Origin of the sequence: Falsihalocynthiibacter sp. SS001 (assembly GCF_042445055.1) — a bacterium.
Classification (GTDB): Bacteria; Pseudomonadota; Alphaproteobacteria; order Rhodobacterales; family Rhodobacteraceae; genus Falsihalocynthiibacter.
Window position 1 is genome coordinate 1376845 of record NZ_CP170339.1, and the last position, 23970, is coordinate 1400814.

Below are 23970 nucleotides of genomic sequence, written 5' to 3' on the forward strand. Positions count from 1 at the left end.
TTAAAGCCCTAAGCTGGTAAGGACGAGGGGATTGTCATGTACAATCGGGAAACGCCTTTGAACGCAGGGATGCAATCGGGTCAACAGGACCGCGACATGGTAGATTTGCGCCAGTTGTTCCGCACGCTTTGGCGCCGCAAGGGGCTGGTTATCCTGACGACGCTATTGTTCGCCGGAGTTGCCTACTATCTCGTTTCGCAGATACCACCGAGCTACACTTCGCTCGCAAAAGTCATGCTCGACCCGCAACGAAGCCAAGTCACAGGCGATCAGAAGGTCGTCTCGGATTTGGAAATCAACGATGCGGTCATCAACAGCGAAGCCGCAGTACTGAGCTCCAATATTCTGATTGAATCTGTTATCAACGACATCGGTTTCGACCGCCTCGAAAGCCTTGATCCAATGAATATGCCGCCCTCGATTCAATCGCGGTTAAGGGATTTTCTGCGCGCTCAGGGTATCTTGGCAGCAGCCGAGGATGCTCCGACCATGCTCTTTGAAGAGCAGCGTTTGGAAAGGATGATTGCCGCAATTCGCAAGCGCATAAGCGTGCGCCGACAAGGGACGTCGCTCGTTATCGGCATTTGGGTGACCACGCATGATCCTGAGCTTTCTGCCCTTTTGGCGCGGACCATTTCGCAAGAGTATATCGAGGACCAACTTCGATATCGTCAAAGCGTCGTGCAGGATGCGACCATCTGGATCGAAGGAAGGCTGCAAGTTCTGCGGCGGGATCTAGAGCAAGCTGAGGCCGCCGCCGTTGCCTATCGGCTTGAGAGCTTGAGCAAAGACGGCAGCAGCGTCGAAACGATCTCTCAGCAACTCACAGAGTTCAGCCTAAGAGCCGCCGAAGCACAGGTTGAACGGACCATCGCCGAAGCGAGTTTGCGTGACCTTGAGCGCCTCATCGAAGAGGAGGGCATACTCGCTGCGGGTAAGAAGCTCACCTCTCCGACGCTGGAAACGCTAAATGCACAGCGCGTAAACCTCGTTTTGCAAGACGGGGTTTGGTCGCGCGATTTTGGGGAGGATCACCCCAATCGCAAACGCTTGATCGCCGAAATCGCGGTGATTGATACCGAGTACGAGCGCGAAATTGAAAAGATCGTTGCCCAGCAACGCAGCAACGTAAGGCGCGCGCAGGCTCTGGAAGAGTCTGTCCAAAAGCGGCTCGAAGAAATGGAAGAGCGCGTGATTGATATTTCGACGAACTCCATCGAGTTGGAAGAACTGCAGCGCAACATTGACGTGTCCCAGAACGAGTATGAGGAATTGCTGAACCGTTTGACAGAAACGCGCAGTCAGGAACTCTTGCAAAAGGCCGATGCCCGCATCATTGAGCAGGCAACGATTGCGGGCCCTCCTTCGGCGCCTCGACCGAAACTGATTACCGCAATGGGGGCATCTGTCGGGTTAATCGTAGGGCTTGGACCGGTGTTTTTCCTAGAGATGACCAACCAGACCTTCCGTACCGAAAAGGATCTTGAATCCGAAACAGGGTTGCCGCTTCTGGCTTCGCTGCAAAAGGTTCGCTGGCGTGGTCTGCGGCGCGGTTTTACAGAGGTTCTGCTGCATCCAAACGGGGATTACGCCGAACGCATAGGACAAATGCGCACGACGCTCATGACGCAAAATCCAGATGGCCGCAGCTATACCTATCTCGTTACTTCCTCCACGCCGAACGAGGGCAAAACGACCACAACGCTCAACCTGGCCGCGATGATGGCAAAGGCTGGAAAATCCGTAATCGTGCTTGATTGTGACTTGCGGCGTTCGACAATTGGGAAGGGGTTTGGCTGGAAGCCGACATTCGGATTTTCACAGTATCTGCGGGGGGAATGCTCGCTGCGTGACGTCATCCATACGGACACTGATTTGCCCTATGATGTGCTGGCGTCGACAGGTGGGAATGCAAATATTGTTGATATCCTGACCGAGCAGAAGCTTACTGATACGATCAACGAACTTAAGAAGCATTACAATATCATCCTCATCGACTCTCCGCCTGTCTTGTCTGTCTCAGACAGTCTCTTGCTGGTGCAGGCCGTCGATCAAATTGTGTTCGTTGTACGATGGAACGTGACGCCCAAGGCCGCAGTGACGAAGGCAGTGGGGCTGTTGCGAAACGCCAAATCCGTGCCTGCTGGTGCGGTGTTGAATGTGATTGATCCTAAGGAATGTCGTGCGAACTTTACTGGGAACTATTCCTATGAAGCTTGAACGCACAGATATCGAGCCACGCAACGTCCCGAGGGTCGCTATCATACATTACTGGCTTGTTGGAATGCGCGGTGGCGAGAAGGTCCTTGAGGCGCTGTGCCGTATGTTTCCCACTGCTGATATTTATACGCACGTCTATGACGAAGAGGCGGTGAGCGACATTATCAAGCGACATCGGGTGTTCACCACTTCGGTGGCGCGCTTGCCCTTTGCACGGCGCATGTATCAGAAATATCTACCATTTATGCCCCGCGCCCTCGAAGAGATCGATCTTGCAGGATACGATTTGGTTATTTCAAGCGAGGCTGGCCCCGCCAAAGGTGTCATTGCGCCGCCAGGGGCGCTCCATCTTTGTTATTGCCATTCACCGATGCGCTATTTGTGGGATCAGTATCATGTTTACCGCGACAGTAGCGGGCTGTTGACGCGGTTTCTTATGCCGCATTTGGCGCACCGCTTGCGGTCATGGGATGTGGTGAGTGCTGCGCGGGTGGATGGATTTATTGCGAACTCGAACCACGTTGCGGCACGCATTCAGAAATATTGGCGACGGGACGCAGATGTCGTTCATCCGCCTGTTTCGGTAGATGAATTCATGCCCCTGCCAGCGACCGAGCGCGGCGATTTCTACCTCTGGGCAGGGGAGCTTGCCTCTTATAAGCGGCCTGATATCGCGATCGAAGCCTTTAGGGAGCTTGGCAAAACGTTGGTGGTCATTGGCGGCCCAGACAAAACTTGGCAGCGTTTGGCACAGGATGCGCCCTCAAATGTGACGTTTCTTGGCAAAGTTCCGTTTGCTACGCTCAAGGACCAAATGGCGCGATGCAAGGCTTTGGTGTTCCCCGGTGAAGAGGATTTTGGCATCGTTCCAGTAGAGGTCATGGCCTCTGGTCGGCCTGTGATCGCATATGGGCGCGGTGGTGCGCTGGATACTGTGGTCGATGGCGAGACAGGGCTGTTGTATCAGGAATGCTCCGTTAGCGGTCTGGTTGCCGCGGTACAACGATTTGAGATCGAGGGATTGGATCAACTTGATCCGAACAAGCTCGTGGAGCACGCAAGAAAATTCGACGAGGCCGCATTTTGCCGCGGGATAACCGCAAGCCTTGCGAAACACGGGTTTGAGATGCCTCAATCAATCGCGGCAGGTAGAGTATAGAATGAAATCGCGCTCGGGTTATTCGGCCCAGAGTGTATCGTGATTTCAGCAGTATATGGTTCTGTTTCCGTGTTCCGATCGCCGCCGCTGTTTATATTTCGTGCGAGTCTGGGAAAGCTGCTTCCCGCGATGTGAAGGCGCAGTTTATGACCCGCAGGTAGCGTATCGGCGATGTCGTGAATGGGAATATTCACGGAATATACCTCGCCTTCTTGCATGAGTTCAGGGCTTTCAAAACCTTTCCGATACCGCGGGCGCAGCGCGCCCTCCTGTATCATGAGCGAACGTCCATCTGGCGCGACATCTGCTAATCGCACGATCAAATCCGTATCTGGCCGATCCAGCGAAACACTTAGCTGCGCGTTTAGCGGCACCGCAATGTGAAGAGGTGTGTTGAATGCTTCGGAAGTGAATGTAAGCACATCGGCGCGGTTTTCGATTTCGTTTTGATATAACGGGCCAGCGCGGCTGTTTGGATCCCCCGTACAACAGAGCGCGTTATTTCGCAGATCAGCCAGCTTGCCGTTTTTATCGCCGCAGCACGTATTTTGTCCCCCGCGGAGTTCGGTATCTTTGCACTTGTTTCCGCTTGCGCCAAGTCCTTTGGATGGCAATTCTGGCAGGGAGCGTCGTAACTATTCTGGGTGTCCTGTCGGCACAAGCCTTGCGGCTAATCGGAGTGGTTGAGGTAACCAGAACACTCGTTACTCTGTTTTCACTGTGGATCGTTCTGGCAACGACATCCTCGGCGCAGCGTGGCATTATGATATGGCAGCACAAACTGCGCTCTTCGGCCTTTTGCGAGATCGCAGGCGAACTCGTCGGGCTTGTCGTTTCTCTGGCGACATTGGTGCAGGGGCTTGGTGTCTTTGCCCTCGCTTGGGGCAGGCTGGCAAAGCAGGTTGTGCACCTTGGGCTTAGTTTCGCGATCACTCGATTGCTGCCAATGCGTGGTATGAGCGAGGAGCAGCGTAGGGACCTTAGGGATTATTCGGTACAGATTTTTGCCAGCAATATGATCATCAATCTGCGGCTCTATGCGGCGACGTTTATTGTTGGCGGTTTTCTTGGTGCTGCTGCGGTTGGGTACGATCGCGCAGCAGAGCGGCTTGTTGGGGTCGTGAGCGAAGTCGTCAGCGTTCCCGCTCAGGTCTTGGCGTGGAGTCTGTTTCGTCGAGCGCGGGATCGGCATGATGGAACGACCGAAGGGTTTCAACATCAGGCGCAATCTTATTTCCACGTCCTGTTTCTAGCTTCGGTTCCCGTGTTCATCTGGGTAAGCGTTTGCACGCAGGACCTTATTGTTGGGTTGCTGGGGCAGGAGTGGCTACCTGCGGCTCCGATTGTCGTAATACTTGCCTTGTCGCGGTTACTTATTATTCCCGGAGCGGCCAACGCACCACTGCTTTCCCTCGCAGGAGAAATCCGCCGTCTGCCGAAGTTTGCGGTCCTGTTTTTAGTTGTAAACGTCGTTGTCACCGTCGCCGTGGGGCCGTTGGGAATTGTCGCGCTCGCGTGGTCACAGGTGTTTGTGTCGGCGTTTATCTTGATTTGTATGACTAGGTTGACACATGCCTATGCCGCCATCACGTGGCGCGAAATCTTCTATCGCGCGCGCTACATTATTGTGCCGGTTTTGATTGCTTCGGCACTCTTGATTTATTTACAGCATAGCGACCTCTTGGCGGGGTTGACTCCGCTCGTGCGCGTGTTGCTTAGCTCGGTGCCAGTATTGATCGTTTACGTGATCGCGCTTTGCGTTTTGGACCCGTTTGTGCGGGAATATGTTCGGGCTCGTCTAGCGAGTGCCCAGACCTCAGATCAGGGAGCGACAGAATGACGATGGCGCTGAAATCAAGCCTCAAGAGTGGAATGCGCTATGCGAATGCCTTTCGCTGGAGGATGCGCGTAAACGGCCCCCCCGCGTTTCTCGGGTGTTTTTGCGAGCCGGCAAGTGGCCTTTGGATAGCCAGAAGGGCGCGCGCATCGTCGGGTATGAACATGCCGAGGTTGTCGATGTTTCGTTTGAAAGTATGTGTCAGATCGCGCCTTGGGATTATCCGATTTTATACTGGCTACGCAGGTTGCTAGCAGAGGATGGATCGGTTCTGGACGCTGGCGGTCACATGGGTACTAAGTTTATCGCGTTTCAGGATTACCTTGAGTTAACAGGTGTAAACTGGACTGTGTATGACCTTGAGGCCGTAGTGACAGAGGGACGGCGACGGCAGGCCGCAGGAGAGCTTCCGTCGCAAGTTCATTTTACCTCTGATCCTGCATCCCGTGCGATATTTTTCTGGCATCAGGTCTCTTGCAATACTTGGACGTGCCCTTTGCTTCGCTATTGTCGCTGTTTGGTTTTCGCGCAAAACATATTTTGCTGAACAAAGTGGCACTGCGAGAGGGAGAGACAATCTTTACAATGGAGCAGATCGGCGCGGCGAAGGTGCCATATCAGATACGCTCTACCGCTGCATTCACTCAAGAAATCGGTAAACTCGGGTATACCATTCGGGACACATGGCGCATTTCCGAGTTAGGCCACGCTATCCCCACACATCCAAGCGCAGGGATATCGCAAAGCTGCGGCTATCTCCTTGAAAGAGAAAGATAACCGTCTACTCTGTAATCCAAGCCTTGGCTTTACCGTAGTCGTCGCTTTCGAAGTATTCCAGATCAGCATTAATTAGCTTGGAGAATGCTTTCTCTGCCAGTTTTTGCCAAGACTTGTCGCCAACAAGGGCTGCGCGCTCTAGCTGGTTGTGATGATCTCGTACAAGGGACAAGTGATCCCAAAGCGCCGAAATTCCCTGCCAACCATCAAACTCTCTAAGGTCAACAAGTAGGCGGATTTTGGTTCGACTGCCGATCAGGTTATCCATCTCGATGCTTGTCCGGTCGTAGACTTTGCTATCGAGCTTACCGATCAATTTCACTTCGATTGCGTTGCCGCCGATATCATCCAGATGAATAGAGCCGAAGGATAACTCAAGCCACATACGGGCCTCGTCAAGTTCATCAAGTTCAAACACCTTCACGGGGCAGGGCATCGAGAACGAAAACATCTCGATTCCCGTTTTTATCAAATCGCTATCCGTGACAACTGCAACGCGGTCAAAGCCACGCCAGTGCCGAAACCCGAGTCGCGCGTCTTCAAGCGCTGCACTTGCTGTGTAACCTTCGAAATCGGGACCGATCTGGAAAAGCATCCGGATATTGTCGTGCTGCTCCAAAGCAGCGTCTAGCGCGGGCGCGATGACTTTCTCATAGTCGTCAGCTTCGATTGTCTTGCTGGCATGAAACTCCAGAAATCCGTCAGGGCGTCCTTTAATTAGCTCAATCATGGTTTGCTCCAATAAAATTTGCATCGCCGCAATTCATAGGCGTGTGGAATATAATGTAGTCACACCACGTGCCGGAACAAGGTCGCCAATAATCTGAGAGGGGACCCAAATAACAAAACGGCCCAGAGCAAATGCTCAAGGCCGCTTAGTTTGACCAGATGGAGCGGGCGAGGCGATTCGAACGCCCGACCCTAACCTTGGCAAGGTTATGCTCTACCCCTGAGCTACGCCCGCGCCGTCTGGTGAGGCTTGATTTATAGTGAACTATTGGGGGCTGCAAGGGGTATTTGAAAGAAATTTAAAAAAAGTTTTGAGCGCCGGAAAATCTTGTCTGGAACGTAAGACTTAGAAGGACAAGAGGAGCATAAAATGCCGCAACTTACCCATTCCAGATCCTGTATTACGCTCGTTGATTGCATTTGCCACCGCCGATTCCGCAACGATTCAGGGAGCGGCGCTATTCGCGCGATTTTGTTGATGGGCGCGATGCTGACAGCAACGCTTTTGGCCCAGATACCCGTCGAGGAAATGGCGCGGATTGCGCAGCTGGGCCAATTTATTGGTTAGTGCAATATGAAGCATAAAACCCGTGTTTCTTTACGCTCTCTTTAGAGTATTGCGCGTAGTTTTGGCCAAACTTTTGATCCGCAGGAGGAGCGTACAATGACTATGGACCCCGAGCGAACGGTGACGCTATGTTTCAAATCTGGGGGGAGTGTTCAGGTTCAAGCATGTCGAAGTCATGCGAAGCTGATGGAAAGCGTATATAGAAGCCATCTGGGCGGAACGGCCAAATCACGCTGGCTCGAAACCAGTCTCGCTGATGGGTCAATGGTCGTGGATATGAATGAGCTTAGCGCCGTCGTTAATCGCGAGATGTAGTGCCACGCAATTGAAACGGCCCGCCACAGATCATGCAGCGGGCCGAATGGATTTACTCTAGCTCGATGAGAAGGTCTTTGGCGTCGATTTGTCCGCCAGGGGCGACGTGGACAGCCTTGATGGTAGCATCCCGCTCTGCGTGGATACCTGTCTCCATCTTCATCGCCTCGATCGTGAGTAGAAGATCGCCCTCGTGAACCTTCTGACCGACAGAAACAGCAAGAGTGGCAACAACGCCGGGCATCGGAGCGCCGAGGTGGTTGATGTTGCCTTCTTCTGCTTTTGGGCGCGCGGCTGTTTGTGACTTAACCAAGCGGTTCGGAACGCGAATAACGCGTGGCTGACCGTTGAGTTCAAAGAACACTTTCACATCGCCATCTTCGCCGGTTTCACCCACAGCTTGGAGGCGAATTTCCAATGTCTTACCGGGATCGATTTCGGCTGTGATCTCTTCGCCTGGCTCCATTCCATAGAAGAAGGTCCGAGTCGGAAGTGCGCGAACAGGCCCATAAGTGCGGTGACGGCCCATGTAATCAAGGAAGACCTTGGGATACATCAAGTAACCGTTCAAATCCTCATCATCGACAACAAATCCGCCAAGCTCTTCGCTGACTTGGGCGCGCGTTGCCTCAAGGTCGGCGGGCGGCATGTCCGCGCCTGGGCGCTTGAGGTTTGGTTTCTCACCCTTGAGGATTTTCGCCTGTATTTTCTCTGGGAAACCACCTGGAGGCTGGCCAAGGTTGCCGCGCATCATATCCACAACAGAGTCGGGGAAGGAGAGATCGGTGTCTGGGTTCTCAACCTCTTCGCGCGTAAGGCCTTGTGACACCATCATCAGCGCCATGTCGCCAACAACCTTGGACGATGGCGTGACCTTTACGATATCTCCGAACATCTGGTTCACGTCCGCATAGGTCTGCGCCACCTCGTGCCAACGCTCTTCAAGGCCAAGGCTGCGTGCCTGTGCTTTGAGGTTGGTGAACTGACCGCCCGGCATCTCGTGGAGGTAAACTTCGCTCGCAGGGGCGGCGAGGCCACTCTCGAACGCTGCATATTGTTCGCGAACGCTCTCCCAATAGTTGGAAATCTCGCGGATTGCGCCGATATCAAGGCCAGTGTCGCGAGGTGTATTGCGTAGTCCTTCGACAATGGAGCCAAGGCACGGCTGGCTTGTTCCACCCGAAAGCGCATCCATTGCAGCGTCAACGGCATCCACACCAGCTTCGGCGGCGGCAAGGATCGTCGCGCCTGCGATGCCGGAAGTGTCATGCGTGTGGAAGTGAATAGGCAGGCCGACTTCTTCCTTTAGTGCCTTAACGAGGGCGCCAGCAGCGGAGGGTTTAAGCAAGCCTGCCATATCTTTGAGGCCAAGCACATGGGCGCCAGCGGCCTTAAGGTCTTTGCCCATTTCGACATAGTATTTCAGGTCATACTTGGCGCGATTTGGGTCCAGAATATCGCCCGTGTAACAGATCGTACCTTCGCAGACTTTGTTCTGTTCGATCACGGCGTCCATCGCGACGCGCATATTTTCAACCCAGTTGAGGCTGTCAAATACGCGGAAAACGTCGACTCCAGTGATCGCGGCCTGTTTGACGAAGGACTGCACAACGTTGTCGGGGTAGTTCGTGTACCCAACGCCGTTCGATGCCCGCAAGAGCATCTGCGTCATGACGTTTGGCATGGCCGCACGCAGATCGCGAAGGCGCTGCCACGGGCATTCCTGCAAGAAGCGATACGCCACATCGAACGTCGCGCCACCCCAGCATTCAACCGAGAAAAGCTCACCCAAATTCGCCGCATAAGCAGGCGCAACGCGGATCATGTCAATCGAGCGCATCCGTGTTGCGAGCAGGCTCTGGTGGCCATCACGCATGGATGTATCAGTCAAGAGCAGTTTTGTTTGTGCAGACATCCAGTCGGCAACCGCCTGTGGACCCTCGGCATCAAGCAGGGTGCGTGTGCCAGCGGCGGGCGCATTGCGTGGTGCTGGCGGCACGAGGCTGCGCTGGTCCGCGCTTGGTTCTGGTCGGCCTTCGGTCTCAGGGTGCCCGTTTACCGTGATGTCGGCAACATAGGTCAGGATTTTTGTTGCACGGTCACGACGCTTGCTAAAGGAGAACAGCTCTGGCGTGTTGTCGATGAAGGTCGTGGTATAGCTGTTGTCCAAAAACGTCGGGTGCTTCAGCAGGTTTTCGACAAAGGCAATATTGGTGCTGACGCCGCGAATACGGAATTCGCGCAATGCGCGGTCCATGCGGGCGATCGCCGCCTCTGGCGTTGGGCCTTTGGCCGTAACTTTAACCAACAAGCTGTCGTAATAGCGCGTGATGACGCCGCCTGAATAGGCTGTCCCGCCGTCCAAGCGGATGCCCATGCCTGTCGCACTTCGGTAGGCAGTAATGCGGCCATAATCAGGGATGAAGTTATTTTGCGGGTCTTCGGTTGTGACGCGACACTGAAGCGCGTGACCGTTCAGGCGAATATCTTCCTGACTTGCTTTGCCCGTTGCTTCTGCAATTGTTTTGCCTTCGGTGATCAGGATTTGGGCCTGAACAATGTCGATTCCGGTGACTTCTTCGGTAACGGTATGCTCGACCTGAACGCGCGGATTTACCTCGATGAAGTAGAACTCGTTGGTGTCCATATCCATAAGGAATTCAACGGTGCCCGCACATTGGTAATCGACGTGCGCACAGATTCGGCGTCCGAGTTCACAGATTTCGGCGCGTTGTTCTTCGCTTAGGTACGGGGCAGGGGCGCGCTCGACAACTTTCTGGTTGCGGCGTTGAACAGAGCAATCGCGCTCAAAAAGGTGATACATGCCGCCGTGACGGTCACCCAGAATCTGAACCTCAACGTGGCGGGCGCGTTGGATCATCTTTTCTAGGTAGCCTTCTCCGTTTCCAAAAGCGGCTTCGGCCTCGCGGCGACCCTCTAGAACTTTCTCTTCGACTTCGTTTTCACCATAGATGGGGCGCATTCCGCGTCCACCGCCGCCCCAGCTTGCCTTGAGCATAAGTGGATAGCCGATTTCGCCTGCTTCCTTGCGGATTGCGGCCATGTCGTCGCCCAGAACCTCAGTTGCAGGGATGACTGGCACGCCAGCTTCTATTGCGACGCGGCGAGCGCTTGCTTTGTCACCGAGGGCGCGCATTGTTTCGGCTTTGGGGCCGATAAATGCGATGCCTGCTTCGGTACACGCGTCTACGAAATCGGGGTTTTCAGACAGTAGTCCATATCCGGGGTGGATCGCGTCGGCGCCCGACATTTTCGCTACTCGGATGATTTCTTCAATACTGAGATAGGCCGCAACTGGGCCCAATCCTTCGCCGATACGGTATGCTTCGTCCGCTTTGAAGCGGTGCAGGCCGAGTTTGTCTTCTTCGGCATAAACGGCGACGGTTTTTTTACCCATCTCGTTCGCGGCACGCATGATACGGATTGCAATCTCGCCGCGGTTTGCGATGAGGATTTTCTTGAAGTCTGTCATAATGAATTCCCCGATAGCTCTGGGGAGCATCTTGTAGGAATTTTCTGCACTAAGGTCAAAGTATTCTTCGCAGGTGCAGAAAGAAATGGTCGCATTTGTTTACTAATATGCGCTGAATGTGTTGTGTATGCACTGGTTGAATATCGGTCATACCAGTCAATGCCGTAAATAAGGTATGTCGTGCTGACCTATCTGGCGTTGTCGAGCCTCTTGCATGTGGCGTTCTTGCTGCAAAATGCGATCGGCGGCGATGTTTCCAAGGGGCTGAGTGAGGTCCCTTTCCAGTGCGCCATCGGCAGTAAGGTTCAGGTAGCGCGCGCAGCAAACGCGGAGGAAAGACGTGAAATTCCCAAGGTCATGGTCAGCATCCATGGCCTCGAAGTAGAGTTTAGTTATCAACTGATTAACCGTCATTTGATCTCGGAACGCGATTTCCTCGAGCGTCGACCAAAAGAAGTTCTCGATCCGAATGGACGTGGCAACGCCGTCAATCCGCAGAGACTTTGTCTTGCTTTGCCAAAGAGCGTTATCGGCTCCGATAAAAAGTTGACACATATCTTTCCTCCGCGAGCGGTTATAGCAGCGCCATGAATTGCTTCATCCAGGCGGGGTGGGCTGGCCACGCTGGTGCCGTAACGAGATTGCCATCGGTCACAGCGTCTGTCACTTCAATTTCGGCGTACTCGCCGCCGCTGGCCGTAACTTCGGGCGCGCAAGCGGGGTATGCCGAGCATTTACGACCGTTTAAAACACCAGCGGCCGTCAATATCTGGGCACCGTGACAGATCGCAGCCACTGGTTTGTTTTCATCAAAGAAATGACGGACCATTGCCAGCACATCTTGGTTCAAGCGCAAATATTCAGGGGCGCGGCCTCCGGGGATAACCAGCGCATCGTAGTCGGCCGGATTGATGTTTGCGAAAGTCGCGTTGAGTGCGAAGTTATGGCCGGGCTTTTCCGAATAGGTTTGCGCGCCTTCAAAATCATGGATCGCCGTTGGTACGCTGTCGCCCGCGGACTTGTCGGGGCATACGGCATCAACACTGTGGTCACAGGCCATAAGCGTCTGAAATGGGACCATAGTTTCGTAGTCTTCGGTGTAATCACCTGTAATCATAAGAACTTTTGCCATTGTCTTAACCTCCTCGTAAACAAGACAAAGGAACAATCGCACAATCATTATGACCGTGGGTGTTAACGGAATACTACAAGCGATGATGTTAAATATATGAGGGAACAGATTGTGAACACCCTCTTTTCCTTTTAGGGAAAGCAAGCTAGATTGCGTATATGAGCAGTTTTGATGAAAATGACGCCTTTGAGGCCGCCGCCCGTCCTTCTCTTGCCGCGCGTGCTATGGCCGCGCGTCCCGCACCATATCTCGACGCGCTGAACCCAGCCCAGAGGGAGGCCGTTGAAACACTCGATGGTCCTGTTTTGATGCTCGCGGGTGCAGGTACAGGTAAAACCAAGGCACTCACCAGTCGGATTGTCCATCTGCTCAATACGGGGCGGGCGCGCCCGAACGAAATTCTGGCAGTGACCTTTACCAATAAAGCGGCGCGCGAGATGAAAACCCGCGTAAGCGATATGCTTGGACAGACGGTTGAGGGAATGCCGTGGCTTGGCACCTTTCACGCGGTTTGCGTACGTTTGCTGCGCCGTCATGCGGAGTTGGTGGGACTTAAGGGCAACTTCACGATTCTGGATACGGACGATCAGATACGTCTACTTAAGCAGCTTCTCACCGCCGCCGAAATTGACGACAAGCGCTGGCCTGCACGCCACTTGGCAAATGTCATTGACGGCTGGAAAAACCGCGCATGGTCGCCCAAGCAGGTTCCGTCCTCTGAGGCTGGTGCATTCAACGACAAGGGCATCGAGCTCTACGCGCAATATCAAACGCGCCTTCGGGAGCTTAACGCCTGCGATTTTGGCGACCTTCTTTTGCATACGGTTGGAATTTTCCAGACCCATAATGATGTGCTTGAGCAATATCAGCGCTGGTTCAAATATATCCTCGTGGACGAGTATCAGGATACCAACGTCGCCCAGTATTTGTGGCTTCGGCTCTTGGCAGGTGGGCACAAGAATATCTGCTGCGTTGGTGATGACGATCAGTCGATCTATGGTTGGCGCGGGGCGGAAGTGGGCAATATCCTGCGGTTTGAAAAGGACTTCCCCGGTGCGCATGTTGTGCGATTGGAGCAGAACTATCGCAGCACCCCACATATTCTCGGCGCGGCCTCTGGGGTGATCGCAGGAAACGCTGGGCGTTTGGGCAAAGAGCTCTGGACCGATTTGCCCGAGGGCGAGAAGGTGCGCCTAATTGGCCATTGGGATGGCGAAGAAGAAGCGCGATGGATCGGTGACGAGATTGAATCCCTTCAAAGTGGTCGGCGCGCAGAGCGTGGGCAGAGCCTTGAGACAATGGCGATACTCGTGCGCGCAAGCCACCAGATGCGCGCATTTGAGGATCGATTCCTTTCAATCGGACTGCCGTACCGCGTGATCGGTGGGCCGCGTTTCTATGAGAGGCTCGAAATTCGCGATGCGATGGCATATTTCCGCGTTGTCACCAGTCCTGATGACGACCTTGCCTTTGAGCGGATTGTGAATACGCCCAAGCGTGGATTGGGAAATGTCGCTCAGCAGAAAATTCAGGTTTGCGCTCGAAATCATGGTGTTTCCCTTGTGAAGGGCGCCAAGCTTCTGTTGGCAGAGAAAGGTATCAGCGGCAAAGGTGCTAAGGAGCTTCGCGTACTCTTGGACAGTATTGATCGCTGGATCGAGATGTCGCGCGGCCCACGTGTTGAAATCGATCTAAGTGATGATGTTCTGGACGACGAAGGCGCGCCAACACAGTTCGAATTTGGCACGCCAGAGAAAAGCCATATCGAACTCGCTGAAATCATTCTGGATGAAAGCGGCTATACCGCGCATTGGCAAAACGACAAAACGCCAGAGGCACCAGGGCGGCTGGAGAACCTTAAAGAACTCGTTAAAGCGCTTGAGCAATTCGAGAACCTTCAGGGGTTCCTTGAGCACGTTTCACTCATCATGGATAATGAGAGCGAAGAGTCCGAAGAAAAAGTGACGATCATGACGCTTCATGCCGCCAAAGGTCTGGAGTATCCGAACGTATTCCTGCCCGGATGGGAGGACGGTCTTTTCCCGAGCCAGCGGTCGATGGATGAAAGTGGCGTGAAAGGTTTGGAGGAAGAGCGGCGCTTGGCCTATGTCGGAATCACGCGTGCCGAACAGCTCTGTACAATTTCCTTTGCCGCGAACCGACGGGTCTATGGCCAGTGGCAGAGCGCGCTTCCCAGCCGATTCATTGATGAACTGCCAGAGGAGCACGTCGATGTGCTTACACCTTCAGGTCTTTATGGCGGCGGATATGGCGCAGCAGCGGGCGGTGCGCCGCAGATGGAAGAGCGCGCGCGCAATGCCGATGTTTACAATTCCCCTGGCTGGAAGCGGATGCAAGCCCGCGCAGCGGAGCGGCCCACTGGTAATCCGCGGAGTAGTCGGCACCTAACGATTGACGCCAAAGCGGTAAGTAAATTCACCGAAGGCGATCGCGTTTTTCATACCAAGTATGGTTATGGGATTATCGTCGAGATCGAAGGCGATAAGCTTGGTGTTTCATTTGACAAGGCAGGCGACAAGAAGGTCGTTGCCAACTATGTTGTGCCGGCCGATCAGGCAGGCGACGTTCCATTCTAGTTTGAAATAATCCGGCGCCATGCGGCGTGCCCATAAAAAAACGGCGATGCTCGGGAGGAGGTGAGCATCGCCGTCTTTGTTTTGCGCGTTTCCTCAGGGAGGAGGAGAGAGGTCCCGCGCGGAGCGCTAGATCTCAGGGAGGAGGAGAGAGAGCTGGCGCTATGTCTGGGGCTTGGCCCCGTATATGCGACCTCTGGCACAAGGGAGGAGGAAATGTGCCTAAGGTCTATTGCGTCTGACCCAGGGAGGAGGAGAGGGTCATCAGCCGTTCTTGTGGAGCTTGGCTCCGTGTCGGTGCGACGATATCTGGGAGGAGGTAGATATCGCCGCTCTTTGGTCAGACCCAGGGAGGAGGAGAGGGTCCGATTAAGAATTCTTATTTATAGGCCGCTTCGAGTGCGATGCCTTTGATCATGGAGCGGTGAATGCCCAGATCAGCCAGCTCACGGCCCGAAAGCGCGTTCAGCTCGTTAACTGTTGTGCGGTACGTGTTGTAACACGAAACCTTCTCTGCCAGCCCTTTATAGGCGGCGATGATACGGTCTTGAATGCCAGCTTCTGTGGCGCGGATCTCTGTTGCAAATGCCATTGGCTTGCCTCGCTTAGATTATTGTCTGCGCCGGATTGCGCTAACATGAACCAATTTAGTGCGGGTGCTGCAGGTGCACAATCCCGCCCATCGGCAATGCCGCTATGCAGAAAATGCATAAGTAGTCCTGTCCCATTTTTTGGCTTCATAGCTCGGTAAATACCTGTATTCCATAGGGCAAATTAACACAGTTGCTTGCTATTACCGGCGAACGGGAACACATAAATCGCAGGCAAACTTCAAAAGGAGCCTTCACATGGCTGTTACAAAACAAGAGATTCTTGAGGTTCTGGCAGGAATCGCGGTGGGTAAGGATGAGAATCTGGTCTCACGAGATTTGGTGCGCGCATTGGATATCGCGGGCGGAGGTGTGAAGTTCGTCATTGAGGCCCCAAACGCAGAGGTGGCCCAGAGCCTTGCGCCCGTGCGCGATCAGGCAGAGGCCGCCGTACGTGCGATGGTAGGGGTCGATGCTGTGTCTGTTGTATTGACGGCGCACGGTCCTGCCGCGCCCAAGGGGCCCGCGCCGGATCTCAAGATCGGTCGGCACCCCAAGCCGCAGGCTGGACCAACGAAGCCTTCGGGTGTTGCGCGGATTTTGGCTGTTGGTTCGGGAAAGGGGGGCGTCGGGAAATCAACGGTGTCCTCGAACCTTGCTGTCGCCTTGGCCAAGCAGGGGCGGCGCGTGGGGCTACTGGATGCGGATATATATGGTCCAAGCCAGCCGCGCATGATGGGCGCAACAGGGCGTCCGGCTTCTCCTGATGGAAAAACCATCATTCCGCTCAAGGCGCACGGAGTAACGATGATGTCGATTGGCTTGATGGTTGATCCTGACAAAGCCGTCGTTTGGCGTGGGCCAATGTTGATGGGCGCGCTTCAACAGATGCTGGGGCAGGTCCAGTGGGGCGAGCTTGATGTCCTTATTGTCGATCTACCGCCCGGTACAGGAGATGTTCAGCTTACACTCTGTCAAAAATCCGACCTTACCGGCGCGATTGTCGTTTCGACGCCGCAAGATGTTGCGATGCTGGACGCCAAGAAGGCGCTGAATATGTTCAATCAGCTCGGCACGCCCGTTTTGGGCCTTATAGAGAACATGAGCACATATATATGTCCTAACTGTAATCACGAGTCCCATCTCTTTGGGCATGGCGGAGTACAGAAAGAGGCCGAAGCGCTTGATCTTCCCTTCCTCGGTGCGTTGCCGCTCGATATTGATGTGCGCCTTGCGGGGGATGCGGGCACGCCCGTTGCCGCAGGTGATGGACCGATGGCCGAGGCCTATGCGGTTCTGGCCAAGCGTCTGGTTGATGGCGGCATGGCCTAGGCGCAATTCCTTCGGGAAATTATGGGAAAGAGGGTGTGGTTCGCGGTATTGGCTGCGAATCACTTCGCGAAAAGCGGGAAAATTCCGATCTATTTGCCCAATATGGGCGCGAAATGGCGCAGAATCTGGGGCGCCATCGGCCTCATGGGGCATTTTTCTGGGAAATTATGGTACTTTTTTGCGATGGCGGGGTTTCGCTATATATAGTGTCTGATTTTTGATGGCTGACTATTTGTGCCAAATATTGGTGGGCTTTCGGACCGAATTGCAGGTTCCGAATCTCGCCAAACGCCTATATACACATAAAGTTCCATAAAAAACACTTGATTGCCATGCATTCCCATGCGATCCCTAATGTACAAGATGAGGACGGGATCAGGGGCAGATTAAGAACCCCAAACAAAAAGAACCAAGTCAGGTTTCATACAGGCGCCCGCCATTCATCAAAATTGAGATCCGGCGCGCGAGCGAGCAGACATCCCCCCAGGTGGCGCGCGCAGCTGGACTTCCCGGAAACGGGACGCCAACGGCGGATTGAACAGTGGCAGCTCGTTCAATCCGCCGTTTTTCATTCAAGGGCTCGATGGGCCCGACAATTAATAAGGAGCCGCAGGGACAGTGGCGGGAACGTTTAGAGGCGAAAGCAACCATAAGGTTGATGCGAAGGGCAGGGTGTCTATCCCGGCTCTTTTTCGCCGCGTTCTTGAAAGTGCTGATCCTGAATGGCGTGAAGGGCTCGCGCCGCGTGTTGTTATCGTTTATGGTGACGAGCGCCGCAGCCAGCTTGAATGTTTTACCCAAGATGCGATTGACGAGGTCGATGCCCTAATTGCGCGGCTCCCTCGTGGTTCAAAGAAGCGTCAGGCCCTACAGCGTCTCTATAGTGCGCAGGCCTACCCGACGAGCGTCGACGATACTGGGCGCCTTGTGTTGCCCGCGAAGTTGCGTAAGAAGATCGGTCTCGAGAACGAAGCGTATTTTGTCGGGAATGGCGACACGTTTGAAATCTGGACCCCAGACAGGTACGAGGCGGCGATGAACGATGGTTTGGATGCCGATGACGACTTCGATCCGAACGTAGACCCGAGCGTTTATTTGGACGCGCTGGGAGAGGATTGACCCCATGACCGCTGCCACGGAACCCAAAAAACCTCATATTCCGGTCTTGCTTCGTCCATTGCTTAAGGCCGTTGAACCTGTTTCAGGAGCTTGGCTGGATGGTACATTTGGTGCTGGCGGGTACACGCGTGGGCTTTTGGCAGCTGGGGCTGATGTCGTTTATGGGGTTGATCGTGATCCTGCGGTTTTCAAAATGGCTGCTGATTGGGCGGGGGAATATGGTGAGCGGCTTAAGCTTGTTGAAGGTACTTTTAGCTGTCTCGATGAATATGCCACTGGGCTTGATGGCGTTGTACTGGACCTTGGCGTAAGTTCGATGCAGCTCGATCAGGCGGACCGTGGCTTCTCGTTCATGAAGGACGGTCCCCTTGATATGCGCATGAGCCAGTCGGGGATTTCGGCGGCTGATTTGGTAAATGAAAGCAGCGAGGCCGAGCTTGCAGATATTCTCTTTCAATACGGAGAAGAGCGTGCGAGCCGACGGATCGCCAAGGCAATCATTGCCGCGCGCGAGATTGAGCCCTTCACCACCACGCTAGCCTTGGCGGATTTGATCGAAAAAACACTGGGGCGCGGTAAGCCGGGCCAGAGCCACCCTGCCACGCGCAGCTTTCAGGCAATCCGCATTGCGGTAAACGACGAATTCGGACAGCTCATCGAAGGGCTAGAAGCCGCCGAGCGCGCTCTCAAAGAGGGTGGAAAACTGGCGGTTGTGTCCTTTCATTCACTCGAAGACCGTATTGTTAAGAAGTTTCTACAGGCGCGTTCAGGTGGTGGCGGAAACGCCAATCGCTACGCGCCCGAGGCTAACGAAAAGCCCCCCGCATTCAAATTGACGCCTCGCAAAGCAATCGGGCCCGACACAGAAGAGCTCGCCGAGAACCCACGTTCTCGAAGTGCGATTTTGCGCGTCGCCACCCGAACAAGCGCCCTAGCAGAGGGCGCGGGGCGCGCTGGATTAGGTTTGCCGAAATTGGTTACAGGAGGACGCGGCTAATGCGCTCGTTGTATATTGCAGTAACTGCGATGCTCGTTCTGGGACTTGCTTTCTGGGCTTATAATGAGAACTACAAAACACAGTCGCGCCTCAAACAGGTCGCGCAGATTCAGCGCATGATTGGCCTCAAGCGTGAGCATCTGGCCATTCTGAACGCAGAATGGGCCTATCAGAACCGCCCAGAGCGCCTGCGCCAACTTGCCGAGATCAACTTTGACCGTCTTGGATTGCTGCCGTTGCTGCCAGAGCAATTCGGCCATGTCGATCAGGTGCAGTACCATATTCCAACGGTTAACGGCAGCTTTCCAGAGTTGATGGGCGGCGTCGAAGTTTCCGCGCCACTGGTGGAGGATGGGCAATGATCCGCACACCCCTTCGCCCACTCGCGCGTATCCTTGAGGCCCGTGAAAAGGGTGAGAACCCAGATCAAATCGAACGCGAAAACATTCGCCGTCGCCACGAAGAGATGCGAGACAAAGCGCGCAGCCGTGCCGAAGGCCGTTTGGTTGTGCTTTGCGGCTTCTTTATGATCGCGTTTGTGGCGGTCGGCGTTCGGATGGGGCACTTGAGTGCGTCAGTTCCGTCGGAGCCACGTGCCTCAACGACAGGAGCGGGGATCACGGCGCAGCGCGCGAATATCGTTGACCGCGAGGGGCGTATCCTCGCCACGAACCTTTCGACATATTCGCTCTATGCCAATCCGCAAAACATCGTGGACAAAGAGCGTGTCGCGCAAGAGTTGGTCGCCATTTTTCCCGAAATGAAGCTTGAACGCCTGATGAAGGACTTCACAGGTAAGCGTAAATTCCTGTGGCTTCGCAGGAAGTTATCGCCAGAGCAGATGCAGGCAGTGCATGATATCGGCGATCCTGGCCTTGAGTTCGGTCCACGCGAAATGCGTCTGTATCCGAATGGTCGGCTGGCGGCGCATATTCTAGGTGGAGCAAGTTTTGGCCGCGAAGGTGTTCATTCTGCCGAGGTCATCGGCACCGCAGGTGTAGAGAAATACTTTGACGATTACCTGCGCGATCCAGCGAATGACGGTGCACCGCTTGAACTCTCAATCGACCTTTCGGTACAGGCCGCGGCGCGCGAAGTGCTTTATGGCGGTATGCGCCTCATGAATGCGAAGGGTGCGACAGCTGTTCTGATGGAAGCACAAACAGGCGCGATCGTGTCGATGGTGTCTTTGCCCGATTTCGACCCGAACAAGCGCCCACAGGTTCTTACGCAGGGTGATGCCTCCGATAGTCCGCTGTTCAACCGCGCTGTTCAGGGCGTGTATGAGCTTGGATCGACCTTCAAGATTTTCGCGACGGCGCAGGCAATCGATAGCAATCTCGTAAATGCGCATACAATGATTGATACCAAGGGGCCGCTGCGTTGGGGCAAATTCAAAATTCGCGATTTCCACAACTACGGTCCATCGTTGTCGGTGACAGACGTGATCGTCGAAAGCTCCAACATCGGTACCGCTCGGATTGCAATGCAGATCGGAGCGCCGCGCCAGCAAGAATTCCTGCGCTCACTTGGGTTCTTTGACGCAACGCCTGTTGAACTGACTGAAGCAGCAGGGGCCAAGCCGCTTTTGCCTCCGAACTGGAGTGAACTATCGGCAATGACTATTTCCTACGGTCACGGTCTCTCGGCAAGTCCGCTTCACCTTGCGACAGGATACGCGAGTCTGTTGAATGGCGGACGTAAGGTCACACCAACACTTCTTAAGCAGCACAGCGCGCCAACCGATGGCCCACGGGTTGTCTCTGAGCAAACTTCCGCCATATCGCGCGATATGCTTAGACAGGTTGTTGTGCGCGGTACAGCGAGCTTTGGCGAGGTCGAAGGATACAAAGTTGGCGGCAAGACAGGCTCCGCCGACAAGCCAAAACCGCGCGGCGGATACTATGACGATAAGGTTATCGCTACATTTGCGAGTGTTTTCCCTGCGGATGACCCAAAATATGTGTTGATCGTGACTTTGGATGAGCCATCCATCGAGTCCCTCGGCGAAACGCGCCGTACGGCGGGTTGGACAGCCGTTCCCGTCGCGGCGGAGTTGATTACACGCGTTGCGCCATTGCTGGGGTTGCGGCCGGAGATAGAATCTGAGAATCCAGAGATGATCACCCTGACGAGCAACTAAGCAGCGCTTGGTCAGGAAACCAAAGCACAAGACGGCGGGGGCTTGGCCATGACTGCAACAGATAAATCCAGACGGCTTGCCGATCTCGGCCTCGCGGCCCGTGGCGGCGCCGATGTTCGCGTTACCGGCATAAGTGTCGATAGCCGCAATGTTGAGGAGGGCTACCTCTTTGCGGGCCTCCCCGGAGCGAAAATGCATGGCGCTACGTTCATTGAGTTCGCTCTGCGGATGGGCGCGCGCGCGATCCTGACGGATAAAGCGGGTGCCGAAATTGCGCGAACCGCACTTGAACAATCCGACGCAGCGCTCGTAGTCGTTGAGGATCCGCGCATGGCGCTGGCCTATGCGGCGGCGCTGTTTTATGCGGGACAGCCTGCGCATATGGTTGCGGTTACGGGAACCAACGGCAAAACATCCGTCGCGAATTTCACGCGTCAGATCTGGATAGCGATGGGCCTTTCCGCTGCAAACTTGGGTACCACAGGTGTTGAGGGGGCGTATCAAGCTCCGATGACCCATACAACGCCCGAGCCGATCACGCTTCATAAGTTGCTGTCGAATATGGCGCGGGCGGGGATTACCCATGCGGCGATGGAGGCCTCTAGCCACGGATTGGCGCAGCGCCGTTTGGATGGTGTGCGATTGATGGCGGCTGGATTTACCAACTTCTCGCAGGATCATCTGGATTATCACAAGGACTTTGATGATTACTTCAACGCCAAGGCAGGATTATTTGAACGCGTCCTTCCGCCGGAGGGAAAAGCGGTAATCAATATTGACGATCCGCGTGGTCAACAAATGGCAGAGGTGGCCCGTGGTCGGGGGCAGCGCGTGCTGTCAGTGGGGCGCGCCACGGGCGCGGATATGTGTCTCTTGGGGCAACGATTTGATGCGTCTGGCCAAGAACTCTTGTTCAGTTACGATGGCGCGCAGCATCAGGTTCGGTTGCCATTGATCGGCGGATTTCAGGCAGAGAATGTCTTGCTGGCCTCAGGTCTTGCGATTGCCTGCGGAGCAAAGCCCGACGCGGTTTTCGAGACATTACGCGAATTACAGACCGTGCGCGGCAGGATGCAGCACGCGGCGACCCGTGAAAACGGTGCGGCGATCTTTGTTGATTACGCCCATACGCCGGATGCGGTTGCAACTGCGCTCAAGGCGTTACGTCCGCATGTGATGGGACGCATTATCGTTGTGCTTGGCGCTGGTGGAGATCGGGATACCGGCAAACGCAAATTGATGGGACAAGCGGCCGCTGAACATGGCGACGTGGTTTTCGTGACCGACGATAATCCACGAAGCGAAGAGCCATCCGCAATTCGCGAAATGGTGATGGAGGGCTGTCCAGAGGCGCACAATGTCGGCGACCGAGCAGAGGCAATTCTTCGCGCTGTGGATTCACTCGGTTCAGGAGATGCGCTGTTGATCGCAGGGAAGGGCCACGAGACGGGCCAGACCATTGGCGATGTGACGTTGCCCTTTGATGACGCGGAACAAGCGAGCGTTGCGGTTGCGGCACTTGAAGGACGTCTAACATGAGCGTGCTTTGGACAGCTAAGGATGCCGCTGCGGCGACGGGTGGCAAATACACTCGCGATTGGAGCGCGACTGGCATCTCTATTGATACGCGCACGATTGAGGCAGGCGATTTGTTCATCGCCCTCAAGGATGTGCGCGACGGCCATGATTTCGTTGCGCAAGCCCTCGAGAAGGGGGCGGCCGCGGCGCTTGTCTCCCACGTTCCTGATGATGTTCCGACAGATGCGCCGTTGTTGATTGTCGACGATGTATTGGTTGCACTTGAGGATATGGCACGTGCCGCTCGCGCAAGGACCGACGCACAAGTTATCGCCGTGACGGGTTCTGTGGGCAAGACCTCAACAAAGGAAATGCTGCGGGTGGTGCTTGGGCAGCAAGGACGCGTCCATGCCGCAGAGGCGAGTTATAACAACCACTGGGGCGTGCCGCTAACGCTTGCGCGGATGCCGCAGAATACTCAGTTTGCGATCATCGAAATCGGGATGAGTCATCCTGGAGAGATTTCGCCTCTTGCAAAAATCGCCTCTCCTCATGTTGCGATGGTAACAACGGTTGCGGCGGCCCATTTTGAGGCCTTTGGGAATATTGAAGGTATCGCACGCGAAAAAGCGGCGATATTCGATGGATTGGTCGCTGGCGGCAAAGCGGTCATCAATGCGGATATCGAGACGACGGATATCCTGCGTGATGCGGCCCGCGAGGAGATCATTACCTTCGGTACCAATCCAGCGGCGGATTTCCGTCTGACGGATGTTCAGCTCGCTGATAGCGTGACGGTTATTTCGGCCACATTGCGCGGCGAGCCTGCGTTGTTCAAGCTGTCGACCTCTGGGCGGCATTTCGCGATGAACGCGGTTGGCGTTCTGGCGTGCGTTGAGGCCGCGGGCGCCGACCTTGGACTTGCTGCGAACGATCTGACACTCTGGGAACCTCCAGCGGGACGAGGTACGCGAGAAACTGTTCATCTTGATCTCTATCACCCCGAATGGAGCCTTGAGCTTATTGATGATGCGTTCAACGCAAATCCGACGTCGCTTGTTGCGGCACTTGAGGTGCTGGCGGCGGCCAAGCCGCGAGACGGCGTTGGTCAGGTGCGGGCAGGGCGGCGCGTGGCGATCCTTGGGGATATGCTCGAACTGGGCGAAGATGCGCCCGCGCTGCACCGTGAAATTGCTCAGGCACCATCGATGAAAGATATCGACCGTGTTCATTGCCTTGGACCCCTAATGCGGGAGTTGCATGAAACTCTTCCAGAGGGGCAGAGAGGCCTATGGGCCACCACCGCAACGGAACTTGCCGTCCACGTAAAAGATATGATCGACGCGGGGGATGTGATCTTGGTAAAAGGATCCAAGGGGAGCAAAGCGTCGCTTATTGTTGACGCGATCCGAAAACTGGGCCATCCGGCCCCAACGAATGAATAAAG

Annotated in this window: 21 protein-coding genes and 1 tRNA gene; 15 read left to right on the plus strand and 7 right to left on the minus strand. The window is 54.9% G+C overall.

Annotation, left to right across the window (positions count from 1 at the left end; translation table 11 throughout):
* Window positions 1-36 precede the first annotated feature (36 nt).
* The gene (locus tag ACFE33_RS06685) at window positions 37-2220 is read left to right on the plus strand and encodes a GumC family protein (RefSeq protein ID WP_380058327.1); all 2184 of its coding nucleotides are present in this window, start codon (window positions 37-39) and stop codon (window positions 2218-2220) included.
* Window positions 2210-3379: a glycosyltransferase gene (locus ACFE33_RS06690; RefSeq protein WP_380058329.1), complete on the plus strand. Its 1170-nt coding sequence runs from the start codon at window positions 2210-2212 to the stop codon at window positions 3377-3379. Before ACFE33_RS06685 ends, ACFE33_RS06690 begins: the two co-directional genes overlap by 11 nt.
* Here ACFE33_RS06690 and ACFE33_RS06695 read toward each other — a convergent pair.
* A complete protein-coding gene (locus ACFE33_RS06695) occupies window positions 3352-3993 on the minus strand; it encodes a CocE/NonD family hydrolase (protein ID WP_380058331.1) in 642 nt (213 codons plus the stop codon). The genes ACFE33_RS06690 and ACFE33_RS06695 overlap by 28 nt on opposite strands.
* Between ACFE33_RS06695 and ACFE33_RS06700 the strand changes: the two genes are divergently transcribed.
* The 3 genes from ACFE33_RS06700 to ACFE33_RS06710 all read left to right on the plus strand — a co-directional run bounded on the left by ACFE33_RS06700 (window position 3969) and on the right by ACFE33_RS06710 (window position 5993).
* The gene (locus ACFE33_RS06700) at window positions 3969-5219 is read left to right on the plus strand and encodes an oligosaccharide flippase family protein (protein ID WP_380058333.1); all 1251 of its coding nucleotides are present in this window, start codon (window positions 3969-3971) and stop codon (window positions 5217-5219) included. The two genes, ACFE33_RS06695 and ACFE33_RS06700, sit on opposite strands and share 25 nt — an antisense overlap.
* Window positions 5220-5340: 121 nt before the next feature.
* On the plus strand, window positions 5341-5763 hold the full coding sequence (locus tag ACFE33_RS06705; protein ID WP_380058335.1) for a hypothetical protein: 423 nt from the start codon (window positions 5341-5343) through the stop codon (window positions 5761-5763).
* Window positions 5706-5993 (plus strand): hypothetical protein, encoded by a 288-nt coding sequence (locus tag ACFE33_RS06710; protein ID WP_380058337.1) that lies wholly within the window; start codon window positions 5706-5708, stop codon window positions 5991-5993. Before ACFE33_RS06705 ends, ACFE33_RS06710 begins: the two co-directional genes overlap by 58 nt.
* Before the next feature lie 4 nt (window positions 5994-5997).
* Here ACFE33_RS06710 and ACFE33_RS06715 read toward each other — a convergent pair whose 3' ends face one another.
* Together ACFE33_RS06715 and ACFE33_RS06720 are read right to left on the minus strand one after the other, a co-directional pair.
* Complete coding sequence (locus ACFE33_RS06715; protein ID WP_380058339.1) at window positions 5998-6723, minus strand: STAS/SEC14 domain-containing protein; 726 nt, start codon at window positions 6721-6723, stop codon at window positions 5998-6000.
* Window positions 6724-6882: 159 nt separating this feature from the next.
* Window positions 6883-6957: transfer RNA gene (locus tag ACFE33_RS06720), tRNA-Gly, on the minus strand.
* Window positions 6958-7092: 135 nt separating this feature from the next.
* On the opposite strand from ACFE33_RS06720, the gene ACFE33_RS06725 reads away from it, so the two are divergent.
* Entirely contained in the window at window positions 7093-7290 is a 198-nt protein-coding gene (locus tag ACFE33_RS06725) for a hypothetical protein (protein WP_380058340.1), read from the plus strand.
* 96 nt (window positions 7291-7386) lie between these two features.
* A complete protein-coding gene (locus tag ACFE33_RS06730) occupies window positions 7387-7605 on the plus strand; it encodes a hypothetical protein (protein WP_380058341.1) in 219 nt (72 codons plus the stop codon).
* 52 nt (window positions 7606-7657) lie between these two features.
* On the opposite strand, the gene ACFE33_RS06735 is transcribed toward ACFE33_RS06730, so the two are convergent.
* From ACFE33_RS06735 to ACFE33_RS06745, 3 genes are all read right to left on the minus strand, one after another.
* Window positions 7658-11098: a pyruvate carboxylase gene (locus tag ACFE33_RS06735; RefSeq protein ID WP_380058342.1), complete on the minus strand. Its 3441-nt coding sequence runs from the start codon at window positions 11096-11098 to the stop codon at window positions 7658-7660.
* Window positions 11099-11254: 156 nt separating this feature from the next.
* Window positions 11255-11653, minus strand: coding sequence for a ribbon-helix-helix domain-containing protein (locus ACFE33_RS06740; RefSeq protein ID WP_380058343.1), 399 nt, complete (start codon window positions 11651-11653; stop codon window positions 11255-11257).
* A gap of 19 nt (window positions 11654-11672) precedes the next feature.
* Window positions 11673-12230 (minus strand): DJ-1/PfpI family protein, encoded by a 558-nt coding sequence (locus ACFE33_RS06745; RefSeq protein WP_380058344.1) that lies wholly within the window; start codon window positions 12228-12230, stop codon window positions 11673-11675.
* Between the two features lie 158 nt (window positions 12231-12388).
* Between ACFE33_RS06745 and ACFE33_RS06750 the strand changes: the two genes are divergently transcribed.
* Window positions 12389-14827 (plus strand): ATP-dependent helicase, encoded by a 2439-nt coding sequence (locus tag ACFE33_RS06750; protein WP_380058345.1) that lies wholly within the window; start codon window positions 12389-12391, stop codon window positions 14825-14827.
* Between the two features lie 376 nt (window positions 14828-15203).
* Here the strand turns inward: ACFE33_RS06750 and ACFE33_RS06755 are convergent, their stop codons facing one another.
* Window positions 15204-15416 carry a DUF1127 domain-containing protein gene (locus ACFE33_RS06755; RefSeq protein ID WP_380058346.1) on the minus strand — a complete coding sequence of 71 codons (213 nt, stop codon included), beginning with the start codon at window positions 15414-15416 and terminating at the stop codon, window positions 15204-15206.
* A gap of 256 nt (window positions 15417-15672) precedes the next feature.
* On the opposite strand from ACFE33_RS06755, the gene ACFE33_RS06760 reads away from it, so the two are divergent.
* The 7 genes from ACFE33_RS06760 (at window position 15673) to murF (ending at window position 23968) form a co-directional block, all read left to right on the plus strand.
* A complete protein-coding gene (locus tag ACFE33_RS06760; RefSeq protein ID WP_380058347.1) occupies window positions 15673-16746 on the plus strand; it encodes a P-loop NTPase in 1074 nt (357 codons plus the stop codon).
* A gap of 618 nt (window positions 16747-17364) precedes the next feature.
* The gene (mraZ, locus tag ACFE33_RS06765; RefSeq protein WP_380058348.1) at window positions 17365-17865 is read left to right on the plus strand and encodes a division/cell wall cluster transcriptional repressor MraZ; all 501 of its coding nucleotides are present in this window, start codon (window positions 17365-17367) and stop codon (window positions 17863-17865) included.
* A gap of 4 nt (window positions 17866-17869) precedes the next feature.
* On the plus strand, window positions 17870-18862 hold the full coding sequence (gene rsmH / locus ACFE33_RS06770) for a 16S rRNA (cytosine(1402)-N(4))-methyltransferase RsmH (RefSeq protein WP_380058349.1): 993 nt from the start codon (window positions 17870-17872) through the stop codon (window positions 18860-18862).
* Window positions 18862-19224: a cell division protein FtsL gene (locus ACFE33_RS06775; protein ID WP_380058350.1), complete on the plus strand. Its 363-nt coding sequence runs from the start codon at window positions 18862-18864 to the stop codon at window positions 19222-19224. The genes rsmH and ACFE33_RS06775 overlap by 1 nt, the downstream gene beginning before the upstream one ends.
* Window positions 19221-21005: a peptidoglycan D,D-transpeptidase FtsI family protein gene (locus tag ACFE33_RS06780; protein WP_380058351.1), complete on the plus strand. Its 1785-nt coding sequence runs from the start codon at window positions 19221-19223 to the stop codon at window positions 21003-21005. Before ACFE33_RS06775 ends, ACFE33_RS06780 begins: the two co-directional genes overlap by 4 nt.
* A 48-nt stretch (window positions 21006-21053) precedes the next feature.
* Window positions 21054-22544 carry a UDP-N-acetylmuramoyl-L-alanyl-D-glutamate--2,6-diaminopimelate ligase gene (locus tag ACFE33_RS06785; RefSeq protein ID WP_380058352.1) on the plus strand — a complete coding sequence of 497 codons (1491 nt, stop codon included), beginning with the start codon at window positions 21054-21056 and terminating at the stop codon, window positions 22542-22544.
* On the plus strand, window positions 22541-23968 hold the full coding sequence (gene murF / locus ACFE33_RS06790) for a UDP-N-acetylmuramoyl-tripeptide--D-alanyl-D-alanine ligase (RefSeq protein ID WP_380058353.1): 1428 nt from the start codon (window positions 22541-22543) through the stop codon (window positions 23966-23968). Before ACFE33_RS06785 ends, murF begins: the two co-directional genes overlap by 4 nt.
* Window positions 23969-23970 lie beyond the last annotated feature (2 nt).

Bases quoted from the DNA above. Each gene is read 5' to 3' on its own strand.
- ACFE33_RS06685 (WP_380058327.1), top strand. From the start codon at position 37: ATGTACAATCGGGAAACGCCTTTGAACGCAGGGATGCAATCGGGTCAA.
- ACFE33_RS06690 (WP_380058329.1), top strand. From the start codon at position 2,210: ATGAAGCTTGAACGCACAGATATCGAGCCACGCAACGTCCCGAGGGTC.
- ACFE33_RS06715 (WP_380058339.1), bottom strand. From the start codon at position 6,723: ATGATTGAGCTAATTAAAGGACGCCCTGACGGATTTCTGGAGTTTCAT.
- ACFE33_RS06725 (WP_380058340.1), top strand. From the start codon at position 7,093: ATGCCGCAACTTACCCATTCCAGATCCTGTATTACGCTCGTTGATTGC.
- ACFE33_RS06730 (WP_380058341.1), top strand. From the start codon at position 7,387: ATGACTATGGACCCCGAGCGAACGGTGACGCTATGTTTCAAATCTGGG.
- ACFE33_RS06735 (WP_380058342.1), bottom strand. From the start codon at position 11,098: ATGACAGACTTCAAGAAAATCCTCATCGCAAACCGCGGCGAGATTGCA.
- ACFE33_RS06740 (WP_380058343.1), bottom strand. From the start codon at position 11,653: ATGTGTCAACTTTTTATCGGAGCCGATAACGCTCTTTGGCAAAGCAAG.
- ACFE33_RS06745 (WP_380058344.1), bottom strand. From the start codon at position 12,230: ATGGCAAAAGTTCTTATGATTACAGGTGATTACACCGAAGACTACGAA.
- ACFE33_RS06750 (WP_380058345.1), top strand. From the start codon at position 12,389: ATGAGCAGTTTTGATGAAAATGACGCCTTTGAGGCCGCCGCCCGTCCT.
- ACFE33_RS06755 (WP_380058346.1), bottom strand. From the start codon at position 15,416: ATGGCATTTGCAACAGAGATCCGCGCCACAGAAGCTGGCATTCAAGAC.
- ACFE33_RS06760 (WP_380058347.1), top strand. From the start codon at position 15,673: ATGGCTGTTACAAAACAAGAGATTCTTGAGGTTCTGGCAGGAATCGCG.
- rsmH (WP_380058349.1), top strand. From the start codon at position 17,870: ATGACCGCTGCCACGGAACCCAAAAAACCTCATATTCCGGTCTTGCTT.
- ACFE33_RS06775 (WP_380058350.1), top strand. From the start codon at position 18,862: ATGCGCTCGTTGTATATTGCAGTAACTGCGATGCTCGTTCTGGGACTT.
- ACFE33_RS06780 (WP_380058351.1), top strand. From the start codon at position 19,221: ATGATCCGCACACCCCTTCGCCCACTCGCGCGTATCCTTGAGGCCCGT.
- ACFE33_RS06785 (WP_380058352.1), top strand. From the start codon at position 21,054: ATGACTGCAACAGATAAATCCAGACGGCTTGCCGATCTCGGCCTCGCG.
- murF (WP_380058353.1), top strand. From the start codon at position 22,541: ATGAGCGTGCTTTGGACAGCTAAGGATGCCGCTGCGGCGACGGGTGGC.